The organism is Mycobacterium sp. TY814 (assembly GCF_030755175.1).
Taxonomy (GTDB): Bacteria; Actinomycetota; Actinomycetes; order Mycobacteriales; family Mycobacteriaceae; genus Mycobacterium.
Genome location: NZ_JAUFRY010000002.1, coordinates 334,398 through 349,877 on the forward strand (window position 1 = coordinate 334,398; position 15,480 = coordinate 349,877).

The window sequence follows — 15,480 nt, forward strand, 5'->3', positions numbered from 1 at the left end:
GGATGGGCTCAGTGCGGCGGTTCGATCGGCAGCTGCGGACCGCCGTAGGGCGTTGGAATGGTGAAGCGGCCCCGCGGCGTCGGATCGGTGCGGCGTCCCAGGTCCGCTCCCGGCGGTGGGCCCGCGGTGTCGTCGCCGGCCGGTCGCGGCGCGTTCTTGGCGCCCCGGATCCCGACTCCCGGGTCGTCGTCGCGGCAGTAGGTGTACATGAACGGTTCGTAGTAGTCCGCAGCCGACGGCGGATGCGACGGGGTGCCGTAGTCGCACGCGTAGCGGGGGTAGAGCTCGGCTGTCGCCCACACGCCGTGGTCGTGGAAGGAGCTGGCCACCGCGTCGAGCACCGATCCGCGGTAGTCGGGGAACAGCGCGTTGAGCGCCGGCACCCGCAGGTAGAGCAGCTGCGACGCGGTGGCCAGACTGCCCAGCAGCGCCACCATGGTCTCGGAGTTGTCGGCGAACAGACCGTCGATCGCACTGAGCGCCTGCGGCGTCTGCGCGGTGAGGCGGCGGTAGCCGCTCTGCATTCTCGCGATGCCGGCCAGGGTGCGCTGCAGGTCGACGGTGGTGGCCGCCAGCCCCGCGTTCTTGTCGGCCGCCAGGGTCAGCACCACCCGGCTGGTCCGCAGAATGCTGGTGGTCTCCGGCAGCACCGAATCCAGTGTCGACAGCAGCATGGTGCCGCCGTCGACGATGGCGGCGAGCTTGCCGGGTCCCTCCTTGCTCAGGCTCAGTTCCTTCTTGATCAACTCCAGCTTGCGCGGATCGACCTGGGCCAGCATGCCGTCGGCGTCGCCGAGCAGTTGCGCCAGGCTGACCGGGACACTGGTTCGGTCGAGCCCGATGATGCTGCCGTCGTGCAGGTAGGGGCCGGCGTCGGATTCGGCTTCGAAGTTGATGTACTGCTCGCCGGCGGGCGACAGTGCCGACACGTGCACCGCCGCGTTCGCGGGGATCCGCACCTGTGACGTGATGCTGGCGACGGCATTGACGCCCCGGTCGGTGATCTGTAGCGAATCGACGCTGCCGATCCGCACACCGCGCAGTGCAACATCCTGATTCGGCAGCAGCCCACCGGATTCCGGCAACTGCACGGTAACTCGGTACGTCGAGGCGAACGGCGTCACCCGCAGCGCACCGATGAGCAGGTAGGTGGTGGCTATGACGAGGGTGAGCACCAGTCCGGCGACCGACAGCCAGACCTGGCGGCGGTGGGCGGCCCGTACGCCACGGACGACGGCGCGTGCCAGCGAGTCGATCACGGCGGTGGCCCCGGCAGTTGGGGCGGCGCGGGCGCGACGATCACGCCGCCCGGGACGTTCGGATCCGGCATTACCGGCACCTGCGGCGAGTTCGGTCCGCGCCCGACGACACGCTCCTGTAGCCGCCACAGCGTGTACTTCAGGGAGCCGATGAACTCGTTCCAGGTGAACCTGGTGGGCCCGTGCAGGCCCCGGTCGCCGGGGAAGCCGATATCGGGGATCGATCCCAGAATGAGCTGGTCGACGGTCGTATGTACCGAAATCGCATTGCCCGCAGTGGATTTGACCAGAGCGGGGATCATCCGGTTCAGTGGCAACCAGCTGGTATCCGGGCTCACCGCCACGTCGTTGGCGGCACCGGCGATGGTGTTCAGATCACGGATCACGCTGCGGCCACTGGTGTCGGTGCCGCCCAGAGAGGGGAACCTGGACAGCAGCCTGCTGGTGTCACCCACCTGCACCACCAGGTTGGACAACTCGGTGGTGTTGGCGGCCAGCGCGGTGGTGGCCGGGTCGGCGGCGGCCATCACCTCGGTGAGCGTCTGGTTCTTGGCGTCGAGTTCCTGGCTCAGGCGCGACAATTCGGTCAGGGCATTCGAGATCTGCCCGGACCGCGCGTCCATGGTGCCGAGCAGCTGGTTGGACTTGCGAACCAGGTCGCCGAACGCGTGGCCCTGGTCGCCGGTGGCTTTGCCGAATCCGTTGATGACGTTCGTGAAATTGCGCACCGCGCCGCCGTTCACCAGGATCGCGGCCGAGCTCAGCACCGATTCGACGGTGGCCGCTGCCGCCGTCGAGTCCAGCCCGATGGTGTCGCCGTTCTTCAGCAGCGGAGTCTCCGGCGTGGCGTCGGTGGGTGGGCGCACCGAGACGAACACATCGCCCAGCGGTGTGGCGGTGCGCAATTCGGCGGTACTGCCTCGCGGCAACAGCACGCCGTCGCGGATGCGCAGCGTGGTGACCGCGGTGTAGTTGCGGGCCACCATCGACTCGACCTGCCCGACGTCGGCGCCGGCGAGTTTGACCTTGGCGTTCATCGGCAGGTTGAGTGCGTTGGAGAAGACCGCGGTCAGTTCATACCCGCCGGAGCCCAGGCCGGGAGCCGGGAGAGGAAGGCTGGCAAGGCCGTTGGTGGCGCACCCCGAAAGGAGAAGCACCGCCGCACCGAGTGCGGCAACGGCTTTCGCTGCGGGGCCGGTCATTTCTGACCCATCGCGGCGAGGCCGTCCAGCACGTAGGTCAGGCCGAAATCGGGCCCGAAGTCCTGCACCGTCCCGGTGCTGCAACCGAGCTGGCGCAGACCCATGAGGTTGCAGACTTCCTTGGTCAGCTGGCTGTCGAAGAGCATCCGGTCGGTGAGGAAGTGGGCCCGCACCGCCCCGTTCTCCCGGTCGATCATGTTGTAGGCGTTGTCGGCCAGCATCGGTGCGATGTCCAGGGTTTCGGCGAGTTCGCGGCGCCGATCGACCAGCGTTGTGGCCAGCTGGTTGCCGTTGAGCGCGGCCTGCCTGATGGTGTCGCGGTTGGCGTCGAGCAGGTCGCCCGTCCGCTTTACCAGTTGGTCGAGTTTGCGGCCGGTGCTGCCGGTGCCGATGTCCTCGTCGGCAAGAATCTGGCTGACCTGGTGGATGGTGGAGGCGAAGTCCCGGAGTTTGCCGTCGTTGTCGGCGGCGGCCTGGAACAGCGAGCTGATGTTCTTGACGATCGCGGTGATCTGGGCGCGGGTCTGCGCGCCTCCGTCACTGCTCAGCCGCAGCGCCCTGGACAGTTCGTCAAGCGCGCCTTTGATTTTCCCGCCATTGCCGTTCAGTACTTCGCTGCCGCCGTTGAGGACGTCAGCCAGCGGGCCGCCGCCGTGTCCGTCGCCCTCCAGCGACTTGGTGACCCTGTCCAGAACGGCCAGCACGCGGCTGAATTCGACGGGCGTGCGGGTCCGGGTCAACCCGATGGTGTCGTGGTTCTCCAGCACCGGACCGCCGCGGTAGGGCGGTGTCAGCTCGATCTGCCGGTCGGTGAGGATCGACGTCGACACGGTGACGGCTTGCGCGTTCGCCGGCACTTTGACCTCGCGATCGACGGTGAACTGGACTTCGACGTATCCGCCCCGCGGGGTGATCCTGGTGACCTTGCCGACGGGCATGCCCAGGACCGCCACCACGTTGCCTTCGTACAGTCCTGAGGCGCTGTCGAATTGGGCGGTCACCGTGATCGGGTCTTTGCTACCCGCCAGATACCACCAACCGCCCCCGATCACCGCGACCGCCACCGCCAGCAGCGCGGTGACGGTGATGACGCGGGACTTCACTTGCAGTCCTTGTAGTAGGGGATCAGGCCGAACTGCTGGGCGCGCCCGCTGATCGCACACATCCAGGAATCGACGAGCAACGCGCTGGGGGCGTTGAAGCTCACCGCGTTCGCGTCACCGGTCAGGTTAGCCGCCTCCCGCATGAAGATGGGGGTGATCTGCAGCAGATCGCGCAGCAGATCGTCGTGTTTGGCCATCATGTCGGTGAACTCGCGCATGTCTTTGAGCAGGCCCTCGACCCCCGACCGGTCGTTGACCACGATCTGGTGCAGGGTGTCCACCAAGCTGGTCATGGACCGCATCATCGCGTGGATGACGGCGCGGCGGGCCACGAATTGGCCCAGGAGGTCCTGGGCCTGGTTGACCACGTTGCCGATGCTTGATTGTTGCCGCCGCAAGGTGTTGGTGACCTGTTCGGTGCTGCGCAGAAGCTGGCCGAGTTGGTCGCGGCGCTGGGCGATGATCGAGGACAGCGAGTCGATATTGGCCATCGCTTGGGGCACCACCGCGGGCAGGCCCTCGAGTTGCTTGCCCAGCACGGCCAGCGATTGCGCGAACCGGTCGGAGTCCACCTGCTCGAAAGTCGTTGTGGCATCCTGCAAAGCGGCCTGCAGGTCGTAGGGCACCTCGGTGTGCGTCACGTCGAAGGTGCCGCGGGGGAGTGAGCCGGGACCGTCCGGCTGCACGGCGAGGTAGCGCGATCCCAGAATCGTGGTGACCTTGATCGATGCTCGGGAATCCCGGCCCAGTGCGACGTTGTCGCGAATCTTCAAGCCCGCCTCGACGTGGTCGCCGTTCAGCTTCATGCTGGTGATCTCGCCAACCGGTATGCCCGCCACGGTGATCGGGTTGCCGGGCCGCAGCGAGGCCGCCTGCAGGAATTCGGCCGTGTAGTGCTTGTACCCGGCGCCCAGCGCATGCACGACGAGCATCGAGCCGATCACGATGGCGACGACGATGACGGCCGACAGACCCAACCACAGCGGGTTGTAGTTCTCCAGCGGACGCTTCGTCAGTCGCGAAAACGGCTTAGCCACCGGGCCTCCCGTCTGTGTTCCGGCAGCGGGGGGTGTGCCACGCCTTATTACCCGGCGTGGCGGCGTTGACGATGATCGGCACGACGTCGTTGAGTCCCGGGAAGAACCCGAACATGTTCAGGTCGCAGAGGTAGGCGTTGCCGTAGGCGCCCTGATTGCCCACTCTCACCAGCCCTTTCAACAGCAGCGGGATGTTGTCGCCGAAGAACGCAACCTGAGGTTCGACATCCATCAGGTGCCGGGCCACGCCCGGCCGGCGGTCGATGAACTCCCGCAATGCCGGATAGTCCTGCTCGGCGGCCACCGACAGGTTGCTCATCATTCGTGACAGCGAACCCATCGAGGACACCAACTCCGGCCGGCGTTGGTCCAGCGCGGCGACCACCTCGCGGGTCTGTGTGATCACCCCGTCCAGATTGGCGTTCTGCGCGGCAAGGCTGGCGACCACCTTGTTGAGGTTGGTGATGACGTCGCCCAGGGCCTGGTCTTTTCCGGCGAAAGTTTCGGTTAGCGTTGATGTTTGGCTGATCAACGTGGCAAGCGAGGAGGTGTCGCCCTGCAGTGACTCGATGACGCCTTTGGTGAGGTTGTCGGCGTCGCGCGGATTGAGCAGGCTGAACAGCGGCTCATAACCGTTGAGCAGCGCCGTGACGTCGAACGACGGTTCGGTGCGGTCCAGGGGAATGGTGGCGCCCGGGCTCAGCTGGGCCTGACTTCCTTGCTTGCCCAGGGAAAGCCCGAGATAGCGCTGTCCGACGATGTTCTGGTAGGTCACCGAGGCGACGGTGTTGCCGAACAGGTGCTGGTCGGTTTGCACCACGAAGGAGACCTTCGCGAGTTTGCCGTCCAGCTCCACCTTTTCGACGCGGCCGACGCGCACCCCGGCCATCCGGACGTCGTCGCCCTCGCGAAGCCCGTAGACGTCGGTGAACATCGCGGAGTACGACGCGGTGTTGCCGGCGACGTCGCGGCGCAAGCTCACATACACCAGCCAGGTGAGCGTCAAAGCGATGACCATGAACAGCGTCAGGCCGATCAGCGGACCGCGGAACTTCACCTGGGCCCCCCGTCCGGGTGAACCACCGACACCGTGGTGCCGCGCGCCACGGGGCCGAGCAGTATCTCGGTGGCGGCCGTGGCGGGGCGCCCGGTGATGACGCCCAGCATGGTCCGCTCGTAATCACTGCCCACCGGACCGACGGTCCCGCCGAAGGACGACGGCACCGAGCCGGCGGCCGGCGGTCCCAGCAGTGGCGCCGGCGGCAACGGGCCGTGCGCCGGAGGTGACGGGTCCGGGTCGTCCGGGTTGGCGCCGGTCCGTATCGGTGGCGACGGCGAAATGAAGGGGGGCAGAGGGGGATTGGGATCGGTGAGGTTTGGCGGCGGGTTCACCAGCGGCGGGCCGACCGCCACCAGATTGCCGTCCGGTCCCACCACCGTCCCCGGCGGCGGTGCCAGATCCTTGGGTGGCTGGTAATTCTGCGGAAGCAGCACGTCCGGCAGATCGGGCTTGTTCGGAACCAGCGGCGCGGTGTAGCAGCTGGGGCCTTTCAGCTCGCCGTAGTGCGGGCAGTCGGCGCGGGTGTAGGCGAAAGTCTGGGTGAACGAGATCCTGGTCCGCATGTTCCCGACGCCGAGTTCGGGCACCCAGACTTCTTCCATGAATTTGCGGGCCAGGTTGTCCAGCTTGCTGACCGCGGGGACGAAGTTGTTGGACCGCATGGCCAGCACGCCCAGCACCGGCGTCATCTCGGTCGAGATCCGGATGAGTTGATCCATGTGGTTGCCGAACGATTGATGTGTTGTCCCGATGGTGTTCTGCGCACCGGAGAGCAGCGCGGTCAGCTGCCCGCGGGTCTCGGCGAAGGTCTGCATCGGCTCCACGGCTTCGTGCAGCGCGTCGAGCAGGTCGGGGGCGGTGGACTGCAGCCCCCTCGTCGCGTCCAGCAACGCCGACACCGTCGAGGGGCCCGCGTCGGTGCTGACGATCGAATTCAGTTGTTCGATAAGACGATTCAGTTGTTTGCCGCTGGTCAACAGGGTCGCGCGCCGGTGGTCGGTGGCCGCGGCTAGGGCCGCCAGGATTCCCACGGACCGGTCTTCGCGGCCGCGGCCCACCGCGGCGAGCAGGTCACGCAGCTTGCTCACCGTGGTCTGGAACAGCACGGTCGGCAGGTTTTTGTCTTCCTGAATGTGCGCACCCGGCCGGATGATCGATCCGGGTCCGTTTCCGACGAGTTGCACCGACGACACCGCGAACACGTTGCTGGGCACCACCCGCGCGGTCACTGCGGCCGGAATCGACTGGGCGTATTCGGGTTTGAGGTCGATGTGGACGAAGTTGGGCTTACCGTGCTCGGCCGGAACAACGCTGTTGACCATGCCGACGAGCACGCCGTGATACTTCACGTCCGATTTCTGCGGCAGCCCGTCGCCCACGTTGACCAGATCGGCGACCACCCGCACATAGTCGTTGAGTCGTCCCGTCGACTTGTACAGCAGGCCTACCGTCAGCAGCGTCGCGACCAGCGCGACGGCCATGCCGTAACCGAGTAGCTGACGATCCGACGGGCCGCGCCCGTCGACGTCGAAGGAGTTGCCTTTCACCTCAGCCAACGTCAGCCACCGAACCTTGCGCCGGCGTCGACTCCCCACAGCGCCATGGTGAGCAGCATGTTGACCATGATCATCACGGTGATGCTGGCCCGCATGCCGTGTCCCGCGGCGACGCCCACGCCCTCGGGACCGCCGCTGGCGTAAAAGCCGTAGTAGCACTGGATCGTCGAGGCGATCCAGACGAAGATGACGGCCTTGACCAGCGAATAGAGGATGTCCTTGCCGGCCAGCATCAGTGAGAAGTAGTGCAGGTAGGACCCGGCCGATCCACCGCTGCTGATCTGCACCACCACCTGCGTGCTCAGGTAACCGATGGCCAGGCATGCCGCGTACAGCGGAATCATCGCCATCACCGAGGCGATGAGCCGCGTGGTCACCAGGTACGGAATCGGCCTGATGGCAATCGATTCCATCGCGTCGATCTCCTCGGCGATGCGCATCGATCCCAGCTGGGCGGTGAACCGGCAACCGCCCTGCATCGCGAAGGCCATGGCCGCCATCAGCGGAGCGAGCTCGCGGGTATTCACCAATGACGACACGAAGCCGGTCGCCGGGCCCAGTCCGAGCAGGTCGAGGAAGTTGTAGCCCTCGATACCGACCAGCGCCCCGACCGTCATACCCAGCACGACGGCCACGCCGGCGGTTCCACCACCGACCACGATCGACCCGTTGCCCCAGGTGATGTTCGATAGCAGCCGCAGGAACTCACCGTTGTACTGGCGCAACGTGAGTGGGATGGCGGCCAGGGCCCGCACGAAGAACACGAGCATGTGACCGAGCCGGCTGATCGGCTTGGTTCCCCTGCGGTACAACCGGATCAGGCGCCCGGTGACGGGTGCCAGCGGTAGGTAGGGGGAGGCGGTCACGTCACAGCCCCGTCCGCGGCGAGAGCATGATGTAAAGCTGGCTGATCGCGACGTTGACGATCATCAGCAGCAGAATCGATTCCACCACAGCGGCATTCACCGAATTGGCCACCCCTGTCGGCCCACCCTTGGTGGACAATCCCTTCTGTGCCGACACGATGGCGACGATCGCGCCGAAGATGACGGCTTTTAGCAGCGCCAGGATCATGTCGCCGGTGGTGGCGAAGGAGGCGAAAGTGGACACGAAACTGCCGGGGGCGCCGTTCTGGAAGTACACGTTGAACATGTAGCTGGCGAAGAAGCCGACGAAACACACCACCCCGGTCAGCGCCACGCCGATCATGATCGCGGCGGCGAAACGGGGAACCACCAGGCGGCGGATCACCGATACGCCCATCACTTCCATCGCGTCGGTCTCTTCGCGCATGGTGCGGGAACCGAGGTCGGCGGTGATGGCGGACCCGACGGCCGCCGCCATCAGCACTGCGGCCACCAGTGAGGCGCCCTGCCGGATGACCGCCAGCCCGCTGGCCGCCCCGGCCAGCGAGGTTGCGCCGACCTGGCCGGCCAGCAACGCGAACTGGATGGACAGCGTGACGCTGATCGGCAGCGACACCAGGATGGTCGGCAACACGGCGGTGCCGGCCATGAACGCGCCCTGGCGAACGAATTCCTGCCACTGGAATCGCCCGGTGAACAGGTCGATGAAGAAGTACTGGATGGTGCGGATGCCGAGCACGAATTGTTCGCCGACGGTCCGCAGTGAGGCGAGCGGGTGGCGGTCGACGTAGCCGACGCCCCACTCGTGAATGGCGGCGACGCCGTCATCACGGAGCGCGGGTTCGGGCCGAGCCGTCATCCCAGCATGACCAGGGAATGTTGCAGCAAACTTACGGCACGGATCATCGCGTACCCGGAACCGTCGTCATCGGCGCACTCCCCACCAGTCGCTCCCTGAGCGCCGAGCGGAAGGGGTTGGGCACCGACGGGTAGCCCCTGCCCTGCAGGGAGTCCGTGGTCCTGCAACTCTGCAGCTCAATCAGGTTTGCGGTATCACGCTAGCCTAGTTGATAGGCACTTTCAATAGTGTAGAGTCACTCACCTGCGAACGGCGCTTCCACGTTGCGGGACTGCACGATCGTGGCGGAATGTCAGGCTCACGAAGGTGATGGCATGTCCTCAGCAAACACTGAGTCGCTGCGCGACCGACGCCGGGCCGAGCTGCTCTCGCAGATCCAGCACACCGCGCACGAGCTGTTCGCCGAGCGCGGATTCGATGCCGTGACCACCGAGGACATCGCGGCGGCCGCCGGGATTTCGATCAGCACCTACTTCCGGCACGCCCCCACGAAGGAGGGTCTGCTGGTCGACCCCGTCCGCGAGGCGATCAGCGAGATGCTCGACTCCTTCAGCACCAGGCCGGCGGACGAATCGGCCGTCGAGGTGCTGATCCAGCTGTTCGTGACCCACGCCAGGGATGCCAGCGAATCCGACCACCTGGTCACCTGGCAACGCGCGATCGCCACCGCGCCGCACCTGTTGAGCAAGTCGACGCTGGTGCGCGAATCCGATCAGCGCAAGTTCGTCGAACTCGTCGCGTCGCGGATGGGCGTCGACCCGGCGGCGGATATGCGCCCTTCGCTGCTGGTCTACATGAGTCTGGCCACGGTCAAATTCGTCATCGACCGCCGGCTGACGGCGGACATCGTCCCGAGCGAACCTTTCCACTTGCAGATGGAGGAGGCGCTGCGGATCTCGTTGGCCGGTTTCGCCTGATGCTCGGCGTCCTGTCGGCGTTCACTCTGCCCTGAGGGCGGAAAATCGGCCGAAAAGGCGCCCTGGGCGCAGAGTCAACGCCCGAAAACCCGCCGCAAAAGCACGAATCCCCGGCGCGTGGCCGGGGATTTGTGTGTGGGGTGAGTGACGGGACTCGAACCCGCGACATTCAGGATCACAACCTGACGCTCTACCAACTGAACTACACCCACCATGGCCGCCGACAGGCCCTCATAGAACCTAACGCGCGGCGACGTCGATACTAACCGCTCGAGCGCTCCTCGGCCGAATCGATTTCCTCCGGAGTGTCCGTTTCGCCCTGAAGATCGGCCACCACCGCCGCAATTTCGCTGGTCGCAGGGCCGGGCTGGGGTACGAACGCGGTTCGGCGGTAGTACTGCAACTCGCGGATGGACTCGTGGATGTCGGCCAGGGCGCGGTGCGCCAGCCCCTTGGGCGGCTGCCCGAAGTAGATGCGGGGGTACCAGCGCCGGCAGAGTTCCTTGATCGAGCTGACGTCGATCATCCGGTAGTGCAGAAACGCGTCCAGGGCCGGCATGTCACGGGCGATAAAGGACCGGTCGGTGGCGATCGAATTACCGGCCAGCGGCGCCGTCTTGGGTTGTTTGACGTGTTCGTGGATGTAATCGAGGACCATGGCCTCGGCGGTGGCCAGGTCAACGGTGGATGCCCTGACCTCGTTGGTCAGCCCGGATCGCGCGTGCATGTCTCTGACCACGTCGATCATGGAGGACAGCGCTTCGTCATCGGCGTGGATCACCACGTCGATGCCCTCGCCCAGCACGTTCAGGTCGGCGTCGGTGACCAGGGCGGCGATCTCGATCAACTTGTCCGACCCGATATCGAGCCCGGTCATCTCGCAGTCGATCCACACCAGTTCGTCACGCACAGCGCTCACACTAAGCCCACGCGCAGCTCAGGTAAGCCCTGCCCCTGCCCGCCACGGGGAAGTAGTGTGTTGCTTTGCCCAAGGGCAACTACTCGGGAAGAGGGCCGCGGTGAGCACTGAATCGGACGCCGGGGGACCCGCGCAGCGGATCGCGGCGGGCTATGCCGTGCAAGGCCAGGCGCTGGAACTGGGCACCGTCGTCGTCGACGGCCAATCCGACCCGACCGCGCAGATCCGCATCCCGCTGGCCACCATCAACCGGCACGGCCTGGTGGCGGGGGCCACCGGAACCGGCAAGACCAAGACGCTGCAGCTGATCGCCGAACAGCTCAGTGCCGCGGGGGTGCCGGTGTTCATGGCCGACGTGAAGGGCGACCTGTCCGGGTTGTCCCGTCCCGGTGAGGCCAACGACAAGACCGCCGCGCGCGCCAGGGACACCGGGGACAACTGGGAGCCGTCGGGTTTCCCGGTCGAGTTCCTGTCGCTGGGCACCGGCGGCATCGGGGTGCCGGTGCGCGCGACGGTGGACAGCTTCGGCCCGGTACTGCTGTCGAAGGTGTTGGGCCTCAACGCGACTCAAGAGTCGACGCTTGGGTTGATCTTCCACTGGGCCAAGGAGAACAACCACCCGCTGGTGACCCTGGGCAATCTGCGGACCGTCATCAGTCACCTGGCCGGCGACGAGGGCAAGGCCGACCTGAAATCCCTCGGCGGGGTGTCGGCCACCACGGCGGGCGTCATCCTGCGGGCGCTGGTGAACCTCGCCGGCGAGGGCGGTGACACCTTCTTCGGCGAGCCCAAGCTCGACCCGAACGATCTGCTCCGCACCGACCCCCAGGGCCGCGGCACCATCAGCCTGCTCGAGTTCAGCGGCCAGTCGTTGCGCCCGGTGATCTTCTCGACGTTCCTGATGTGGCTGCTGGCAGACCTTTTCGCGCAATTGCCGGAAGTCGGCGACATCGACAAACCCAAGCTGGTGTTCTTCTTCGACGAGGCACACCTGCTGTTCGCCGACGCCTCCAAGGCGTTCCTCGAGCAGGTCGAGCAGACCGTCAAACTCATCCGGTCCAAGGGTGTCGGGGTGTTCTTCTGCACCCAGTTGCCCACCGACCTGCCCAACGACGTGCTGTCCCAGCTGGGTGCCCGCGTCCAGCACGCACTGCGGGCGTTCACCCCCGACGATCAGAAGGCGCTCAGCAAAACGGTTCGCACCTACCCGAAAACCGATGTCTACGACCTGGAATCGGCGTTGACGTCACTCGGCATCGGCGAGGCCGTCGTCACCGTCCTGTCCGAGAAGGGCGCACCCACGCCAGTGGCCTGGACACGGATGCGGGTGCCGCGGTCGCTGATGGGGGCCATCGGCACCGACGAGGTCATCAAGGCGGCCAAGGCGAGTCCGTTGCAGGCCAAGTACGGGCAGACCGTCGAGCAGCCCGAGCCGGCCCTGAGTTCGCAGAGTCCGTCGTCTCCGGCGCCGCCGGCCCGGCAGGGTGACTACGAGCTACCGCCCATGCCGCCGCCGTTCGAGCCGAAGGGCCCCGCCATGTGGGAGGAAGTGCTGAAGAACCCCACCGTGAAAAGCGGCATCAACACGGCCATACGCGAGGCGGTGCGCAGCATTCTGGGCAGCGGGCGCCGCCGTCGGTAGCGGCGGCTACCCGCCGCCGAGCTTCTTGTAGAAGGCACCCACGATCGGCGCCACGATGGCCCGCGGCGCATACCCGCTGGCCACCGACATCGCCTTGGACGTCAGGCCTGGGACGATGCGCATCTTGTTGCGCTCCAACGCATCCAACGAGACCTGCGCGGTGTGTTCGGTGGAGATCCACAGGAAGTCGGGCACCAGCTTCTCCACCAGGGACCGTTCGTCGCCCTCGGGCAGGTCCGTGCGCACCGGGCCGGGCGCCAGCAGCGTGACGTGCACGCCGTGCTTGCGGACTTCTCCGCGCAGCGATTCGCTGAAGGTGTTCGCGAAGGCCTTGGTGGCCGCGTAGGTCGCGTTGTAGGGAATCGGCGAATTGCCGGCCGCCGAGCCGGAGATCAGGATGCCGCCGGCGCCGCGCGCGATCATGCCCGGCAACACCGCAAGCGTAAGGTCGTGCACCGCAACGGCATTCAGCTGCACCTGAGCCTTTTCGCCGGCCGGGTCCAGGTCGGCGACCGCGCCGAAGGTCGCGGTGCCGGCGTTGGCGCACAGGATCGAAATGGGCCGGGTCGCCAGTTCGTCGCAGAGCTTGGTGCGCTCGGACGGGTCGGCGAGGTCGGCCGGGCGCACCTCGACCGTGACGCGGTACTTGTCCGTGAGCCGGGCGGCGAGCTGGTTGAGCAGGTCCTCGCGGCGCGCGGTGATGATCAGGCTGTGGCCCCGCGCGGCCAGCTCGGTGGCCAGCGCTTCGCCGATGTTCTGCGAAGCTCCGGTGACAACCGCGCGCGCGTCTGGGCTGGGAGCGGGTATCGGCATGCAGACGATCGTAGACACGGCATCGGGCAGACCGGCTCCCCGCCACAACTAATAGAGTTTCGTGCATGACTGAGCCGCAGCCGGGCGCCACCGACCGCCAGGGCGCCGTGGCCGCGAATGCGCAGCCGGCCCGGCAACGCTCCTCACGAACCCGGATTGTGGCCTGGGCGTTGTGGGACTGCGGTTCGACCGGCCTGAACGCGATCACCGCGACCTTCGTCTTCTCGGTCTACCTGACCAGCAGCGTGGGGGAGGGCACCCCCGGTGGTGCCACTCCGGAGAGCTGGTTGGGGCGATTCGCCGCCGTCGCCGGAATCGTGGTCGCGTTGCTGGCACCCGTCGTGGGCGTGTGGGTGGTCTCTCAGCATCGGCGGCATGTCGCTCTGGGAGTGCTGACCGCGTGCGCGGTCGCGACGACGTGCGCAATGTCACAGATTCACGATCGGCCCGGTTATTTCTTCGCGGGCCTGGCGCTGCTGGCCGCGACCGCCGCGTGCGGCGACCTGGCCAGCGTTCCGTACAACGCGATGCTGCGGGAGTTTTCGACGCCGGCGACGGCCGGGCGCATCTCCGGATTCGGCTGGGCAGCGGGATACGTCGGCAGTGTGCTGCTACTGATCCTGGTCTACCTGGGCTTCATGACCGGCGACGGCGACGAGCGCGGCCTGCTGCACGTGTCGACCAACGACGGGCTCAATGTGCGGGAGGCGATGCTGCTGGCCGCGGCGTGGCTGGCGATACTGGGGCTGCCGCTGCTGTTCGTCGCCCATCGCGTGCCCGACGGCCAGACGGCGGAGGCCGTTCCCCAGACCAGCCTGCTGGGCGGCTACCGCAGGCTCTGGATCGACATCTCCTCCGAGTGGCGGCGGGACCGCAATCTCGTCTATTTCCTGCTGGCCAGCGCGATCTTCCGGGACGGCCTGGCGGCGATATTCGCGTTCGGCGCGGTCCTCGGGGTCAACGTCTACACGCTGTCGAAGGCCGATGTGCTCATCTTCGGGGTCGCCGGAAGCGTGGTCGCCGCGATCGGTGCGGTGCTGGGCGGGTTGGTCGACCACCGGGTGGGATCCAAGCCCGTCATCGTCGTGTCGCTGACGGCGATCCTCGCCGCGGGGCTGAGCCTGCTGGCTCTTTCCGGGGCGTTGGCTTTCTGGGTGTGCGGGCTGCTGCTGTGTCTGTTCATCGGGCCGTCGCAGTCGTCGGCGCGGGCGCTGCTGTTGCGCATGGCGCAGCACGGCAAGGAGGGCGTGGCGTTCGGCCTCTACACGATGACGGGCCGCGCCGTGGCGTTCCTGGCGCCGTGGCTGTTCTCCGTCTTCGTCGACATCTTCGGCGTCGCCCGGGCCGGTCTGGGCGGCATCTGCCTGGTGCTGTTCGTGGGACTGTTGGCGATGCTCAAAGTGCGGGTTCCGCGGTACGCGGTGACGGAAAGCCGCTAGCGCGGAGCGTCGCAGATGGTCAGGCCCTGGCCGGTGCGCTGCCGCACCTGAACCCCGGCCACCGTGACCGAGCAGGTGATCTCGTGGCCGATATTGACCACCGTGACGCTCGCCGGGGCTTTCGCCGAGGTGGACAGGCTGACCTGTTTGGTCCAGGGCAGGGCCACGTTGAACTCGGTCTGGATCATGTCACCGGCATCCATGTACATGACGCTGATGGCGCGGCCCTCACCGGAGACGCTGTAGACGACCGTCTGCATGGCCCCTGGGGTGTTGGGAACGCCGGGAGGCGTGGTCGTACCCGGCGGGGCGGTCGTCGTGGTGCGCGGCGCCCTGCGGGTGGTGGTGGGCGGCGTTGTCAGGGTTGTCGGAGGAGCCACGGTGGTGCTGGTCACCGGCGGCAGCGGCTCGATCGCGGTCTGCTGTTTCAGCGACCCGTTGGCGATGACGAGCGCCACGACCAACCCGATGACGAGCAACACCGCCGCGCCGGCCACGAACCACAACCACCGGGGTGAACGGGGTGGCCCTTCGGGCGGCTCCTCGTTTTTCGGCGGTCCCTCCGGCTGCCAGTACTGGGGCGGCAACTGTTGGGTGGGATTGGGCGCGTATCCGCCCGGCGACCACGCCGAACCACCCCCGCCGTAGCTGGCGTACGGCATCTCGTCGGCGTAGGCGGGGTAGTCGATCGGCTCCGAATTCCCAGGGTGCTGCGCCCATGACGAACCAGACCCCGGTTGAGGGGGACCGAATTGCTGGGTGCGACGTGGATCGTTCATATCCACTTCGAAGGGTACCGGGCATTGCG

At 66.8% G+C, this 15,480-nt stretch carries 14 protein-coding genes and 1 tRNA gene; 3 read left to right on the plus strand and 12 right to left on the minus strand.

Annotated features, from left to right (window positions below; genetic code table 11):
* Window positions 1–8: 8 nt before the first annotated feature.
* The 8 genes from QXH22_RS15395 to QXH22_RS15430 form a co-directional block, all read right to left on the minus strand.
* The gene (locus tag QXH22_RS15395) at window positions 9–1,259 is read right to left on the minus strand and encodes an MlaD family protein (protein WP_306276204.1); all 1,251 of its coding nucleotides are present in this window, start codon (window positions 1,257–1,259) and stop codon (window positions 9–11) included.
* Entirely contained in the window at window positions 1,256–2,461 is a 1,206-nt protein-coding gene (locus tag QXH22_RS15400; protein ID WP_306244740.1) for an MlaD family protein, read from the minus strand. The genes QXH22_RS15395 and QXH22_RS15400 overlap by 4 nt, the downstream gene beginning before the upstream one ends.
* Window positions 2,458–3,564 (minus strand): MCE family protein, encoded by a 1,107-nt coding sequence (locus QXH22_RS15405; RefSeq protein WP_371934232.1) that lies wholly within the window; start codon window positions 3,562–3,564, stop codon window positions 2,458–2,460. Before QXH22_RS15405 ends, QXH22_RS15400 begins: the two co-directional genes overlap by 4 nt.
* A complete protein-coding gene (locus QXH22_RS15410) occupies window positions 3,561–4,601 on the minus strand; it encodes an MlaD family protein (RefSeq protein WP_306276205.1) in 1,041 nt (346 codons plus the stop codon). Before QXH22_RS15410 ends, QXH22_RS15405 begins: the two co-directional genes overlap by 4 nt.
* Window positions 4,594–5,658, minus strand: a complete 1,065-nt coding sequence (locus QXH22_RS15415; protein ID WP_306276206.1) for an MCE family protein — start codon at window positions 5,656–5,658, stop codon at window positions 4,594–4,596. The genes QXH22_RS15410 and QXH22_RS15415 overlap by 8 nt, the downstream gene beginning before the upstream one ends.
* On the minus strand, window positions 5,655–7,142 hold the full coding sequence (locus QXH22_RS15420) for an MlaD family protein (protein WP_306276893.1): 1,488 nt from the start codon (window positions 7,140–7,142) through the stop codon (window positions 5,655–5,657). The genes QXH22_RS15415 and QXH22_RS15420 overlap by 4 nt, the downstream gene beginning before the upstream one ends.
* A gap of 77 nt (window positions 7,143–7,219) precedes the next feature.
* The gene (locus tag QXH22_RS15425) at window positions 7,220–8,083 is read right to left on the minus strand and encodes an ABC transporter permease (protein WP_306244733.1); all 864 of its coding nucleotides are present in this window, start codon (window positions 8,081–8,083) and stop codon (window positions 7,220–7,222) included.
* Window position 8,084: 1 nt separating this feature from the next.
* The gene (locus QXH22_RS15430) at window positions 8,085–8,942 is read right to left on the minus strand and encodes an ABC transporter permease (RefSeq protein ID WP_306244732.1); all 858 of its coding nucleotides are present in this window, start codon (window positions 8,940–8,942) and stop codon (window positions 8,085–8,087) included.
* Between the two features lie 314 nt (window positions 8,943–9,256).
* Between QXH22_RS15430 and QXH22_RS15435 the strand changes: the two genes are divergently transcribed.
* Window positions 9,257–9,859: a TetR/AcrR family transcriptional regulator gene (locus QXH22_RS15435; RefSeq protein ID WP_306276207.1), complete on the plus strand. Its 603-nt coding sequence runs from the start codon at window positions 9,257–9,259 to the stop codon at window positions 9,857–9,859.
* A gap of 136 nt (window positions 9,860–9,995) precedes the next feature.
* Here the strand turns inward: QXH22_RS15435 and QXH22_RS15440 are convergent.
* Window positions 9,996–10,071 (minus strand) — tRNA-His (locus tag QXH22_RS15440).
* A 50-nt stretch (window positions 10,072–10,121) separates the two neighbouring features.
* Window positions 10,122–10,769, minus strand: coding sequence for an oligoribonuclease (gene orn, locus QXH22_RS15445; RefSeq protein ID WP_306244728.1), 648 nt, complete (start codon window positions 10,767–10,769; stop codon window positions 10,122–10,124).
* 109 nt (window positions 10,770–10,878) lie between these two features.
* Between orn and QXH22_RS15450 the strand changes: the two genes are divergently transcribed.
* Window positions 10,879–12,420, plus strand: coding sequence for a helicase HerA-like domain-containing protein (locus QXH22_RS15450; protein ID WP_306276208.1), 1,542 nt, complete (start codon window positions 10,879–10,881; stop codon window positions 12,418–12,420).
* A 6-nt stretch (window positions 12,421–12,426) separates the two neighbouring features.
* Here QXH22_RS15450 and cmrA read toward each other — a convergent pair whose 3' ends face one another.
* The gene (gene cmrA, locus QXH22_RS15455; RefSeq protein ID WP_306244724.1) at window positions 12,427–13,233 is read right to left on the minus strand and encodes a mycolate reductase; all 807 of its coding nucleotides are present in this window, start codon (window positions 13,231–13,233) and stop codon (window positions 12,427–12,429) included.
* A 65-nt stretch (window positions 13,234–13,298) separates the two neighbouring features.
* Between cmrA and QXH22_RS15460 the strand changes: the two genes are divergently transcribed.
* Complete coding sequence (locus tag QXH22_RS15460) at window positions 13,299–14,672, plus strand: MFS transporter (RefSeq protein ID WP_306276209.1); 1,374 nt, start codon at window positions 13,299–13,301, stop codon at window positions 14,670–14,672.
* Here QXH22_RS15460 and QXH22_RS15465 read toward each other — a convergent pair.
* Window positions 14,669–15,451 (minus strand): MmpS family transport accessory protein, encoded by a 783-nt coding sequence (locus tag QXH22_RS15465; RefSeq protein ID WP_306276210.1) that lies wholly within the window; start codon window positions 15,449–15,451, stop codon window positions 14,669–14,671. The genes QXH22_RS15460 and QXH22_RS15465 overlap by 4 nt on opposite strands.
* Window positions 15,452–15,480: the final 29 nt, after the last annotated feature.

What these genes read in the sequence shown, in the direction of transcription:
- QXH22_RS15400 (WP_306244740.1), bottom strand. Translation starts at nt 2,461, where the DNA reads ATGACCGGCCCCGCAGCGAAAGCCGTTGCCGCACTCGGTGCGGCGGTG.
- QXH22_RS15420 (WP_306276893.1), bottom strand. Translation starts at nt 7,142, where the DNA reads ATGGCCGTCGCGCTGGTCGCGACGCTGCTGACGGTAGGCCTGCTGTAC.
- QXH22_RS15430 (WP_306244732.1), bottom strand. Translation starts at nt 8,942, where the DNA reads ATGACGGCTCGGCCCGAACCCGCGCTCCGTGATGACGGCGTCGCCGCC.
- QXH22_RS15435 (WP_306276207.1), top strand. Translation starts at nt 9,257, where the DNA reads ATGTCCTCAGCAAACACTGAGTCGCTGCGCGACCGACGCCGGGCCGAG.
- cmrA (WP_306244724.1), bottom strand. Translation starts at nt 13,233, where the DNA reads ATGCCGATACCCGCTCCCAGCCCAGACGCGCGCGCGGTTGTCACCGGA.
- QXH22_RS15460 (WP_306276209.1), top strand. Translation starts at nt 13,299, where the DNA reads ATGACTGAGCCGCAGCCGGGCGCCACCGACCGCCAGGGCGCCGTGGCC.
- QXH22_RS15465 (WP_306276210.1), bottom strand. Translation starts at nt 15,451, where the DNA reads ATGAACGATCCACGTCGCACCCAGCAATTCGGTCCCCCTCAACCGGGG.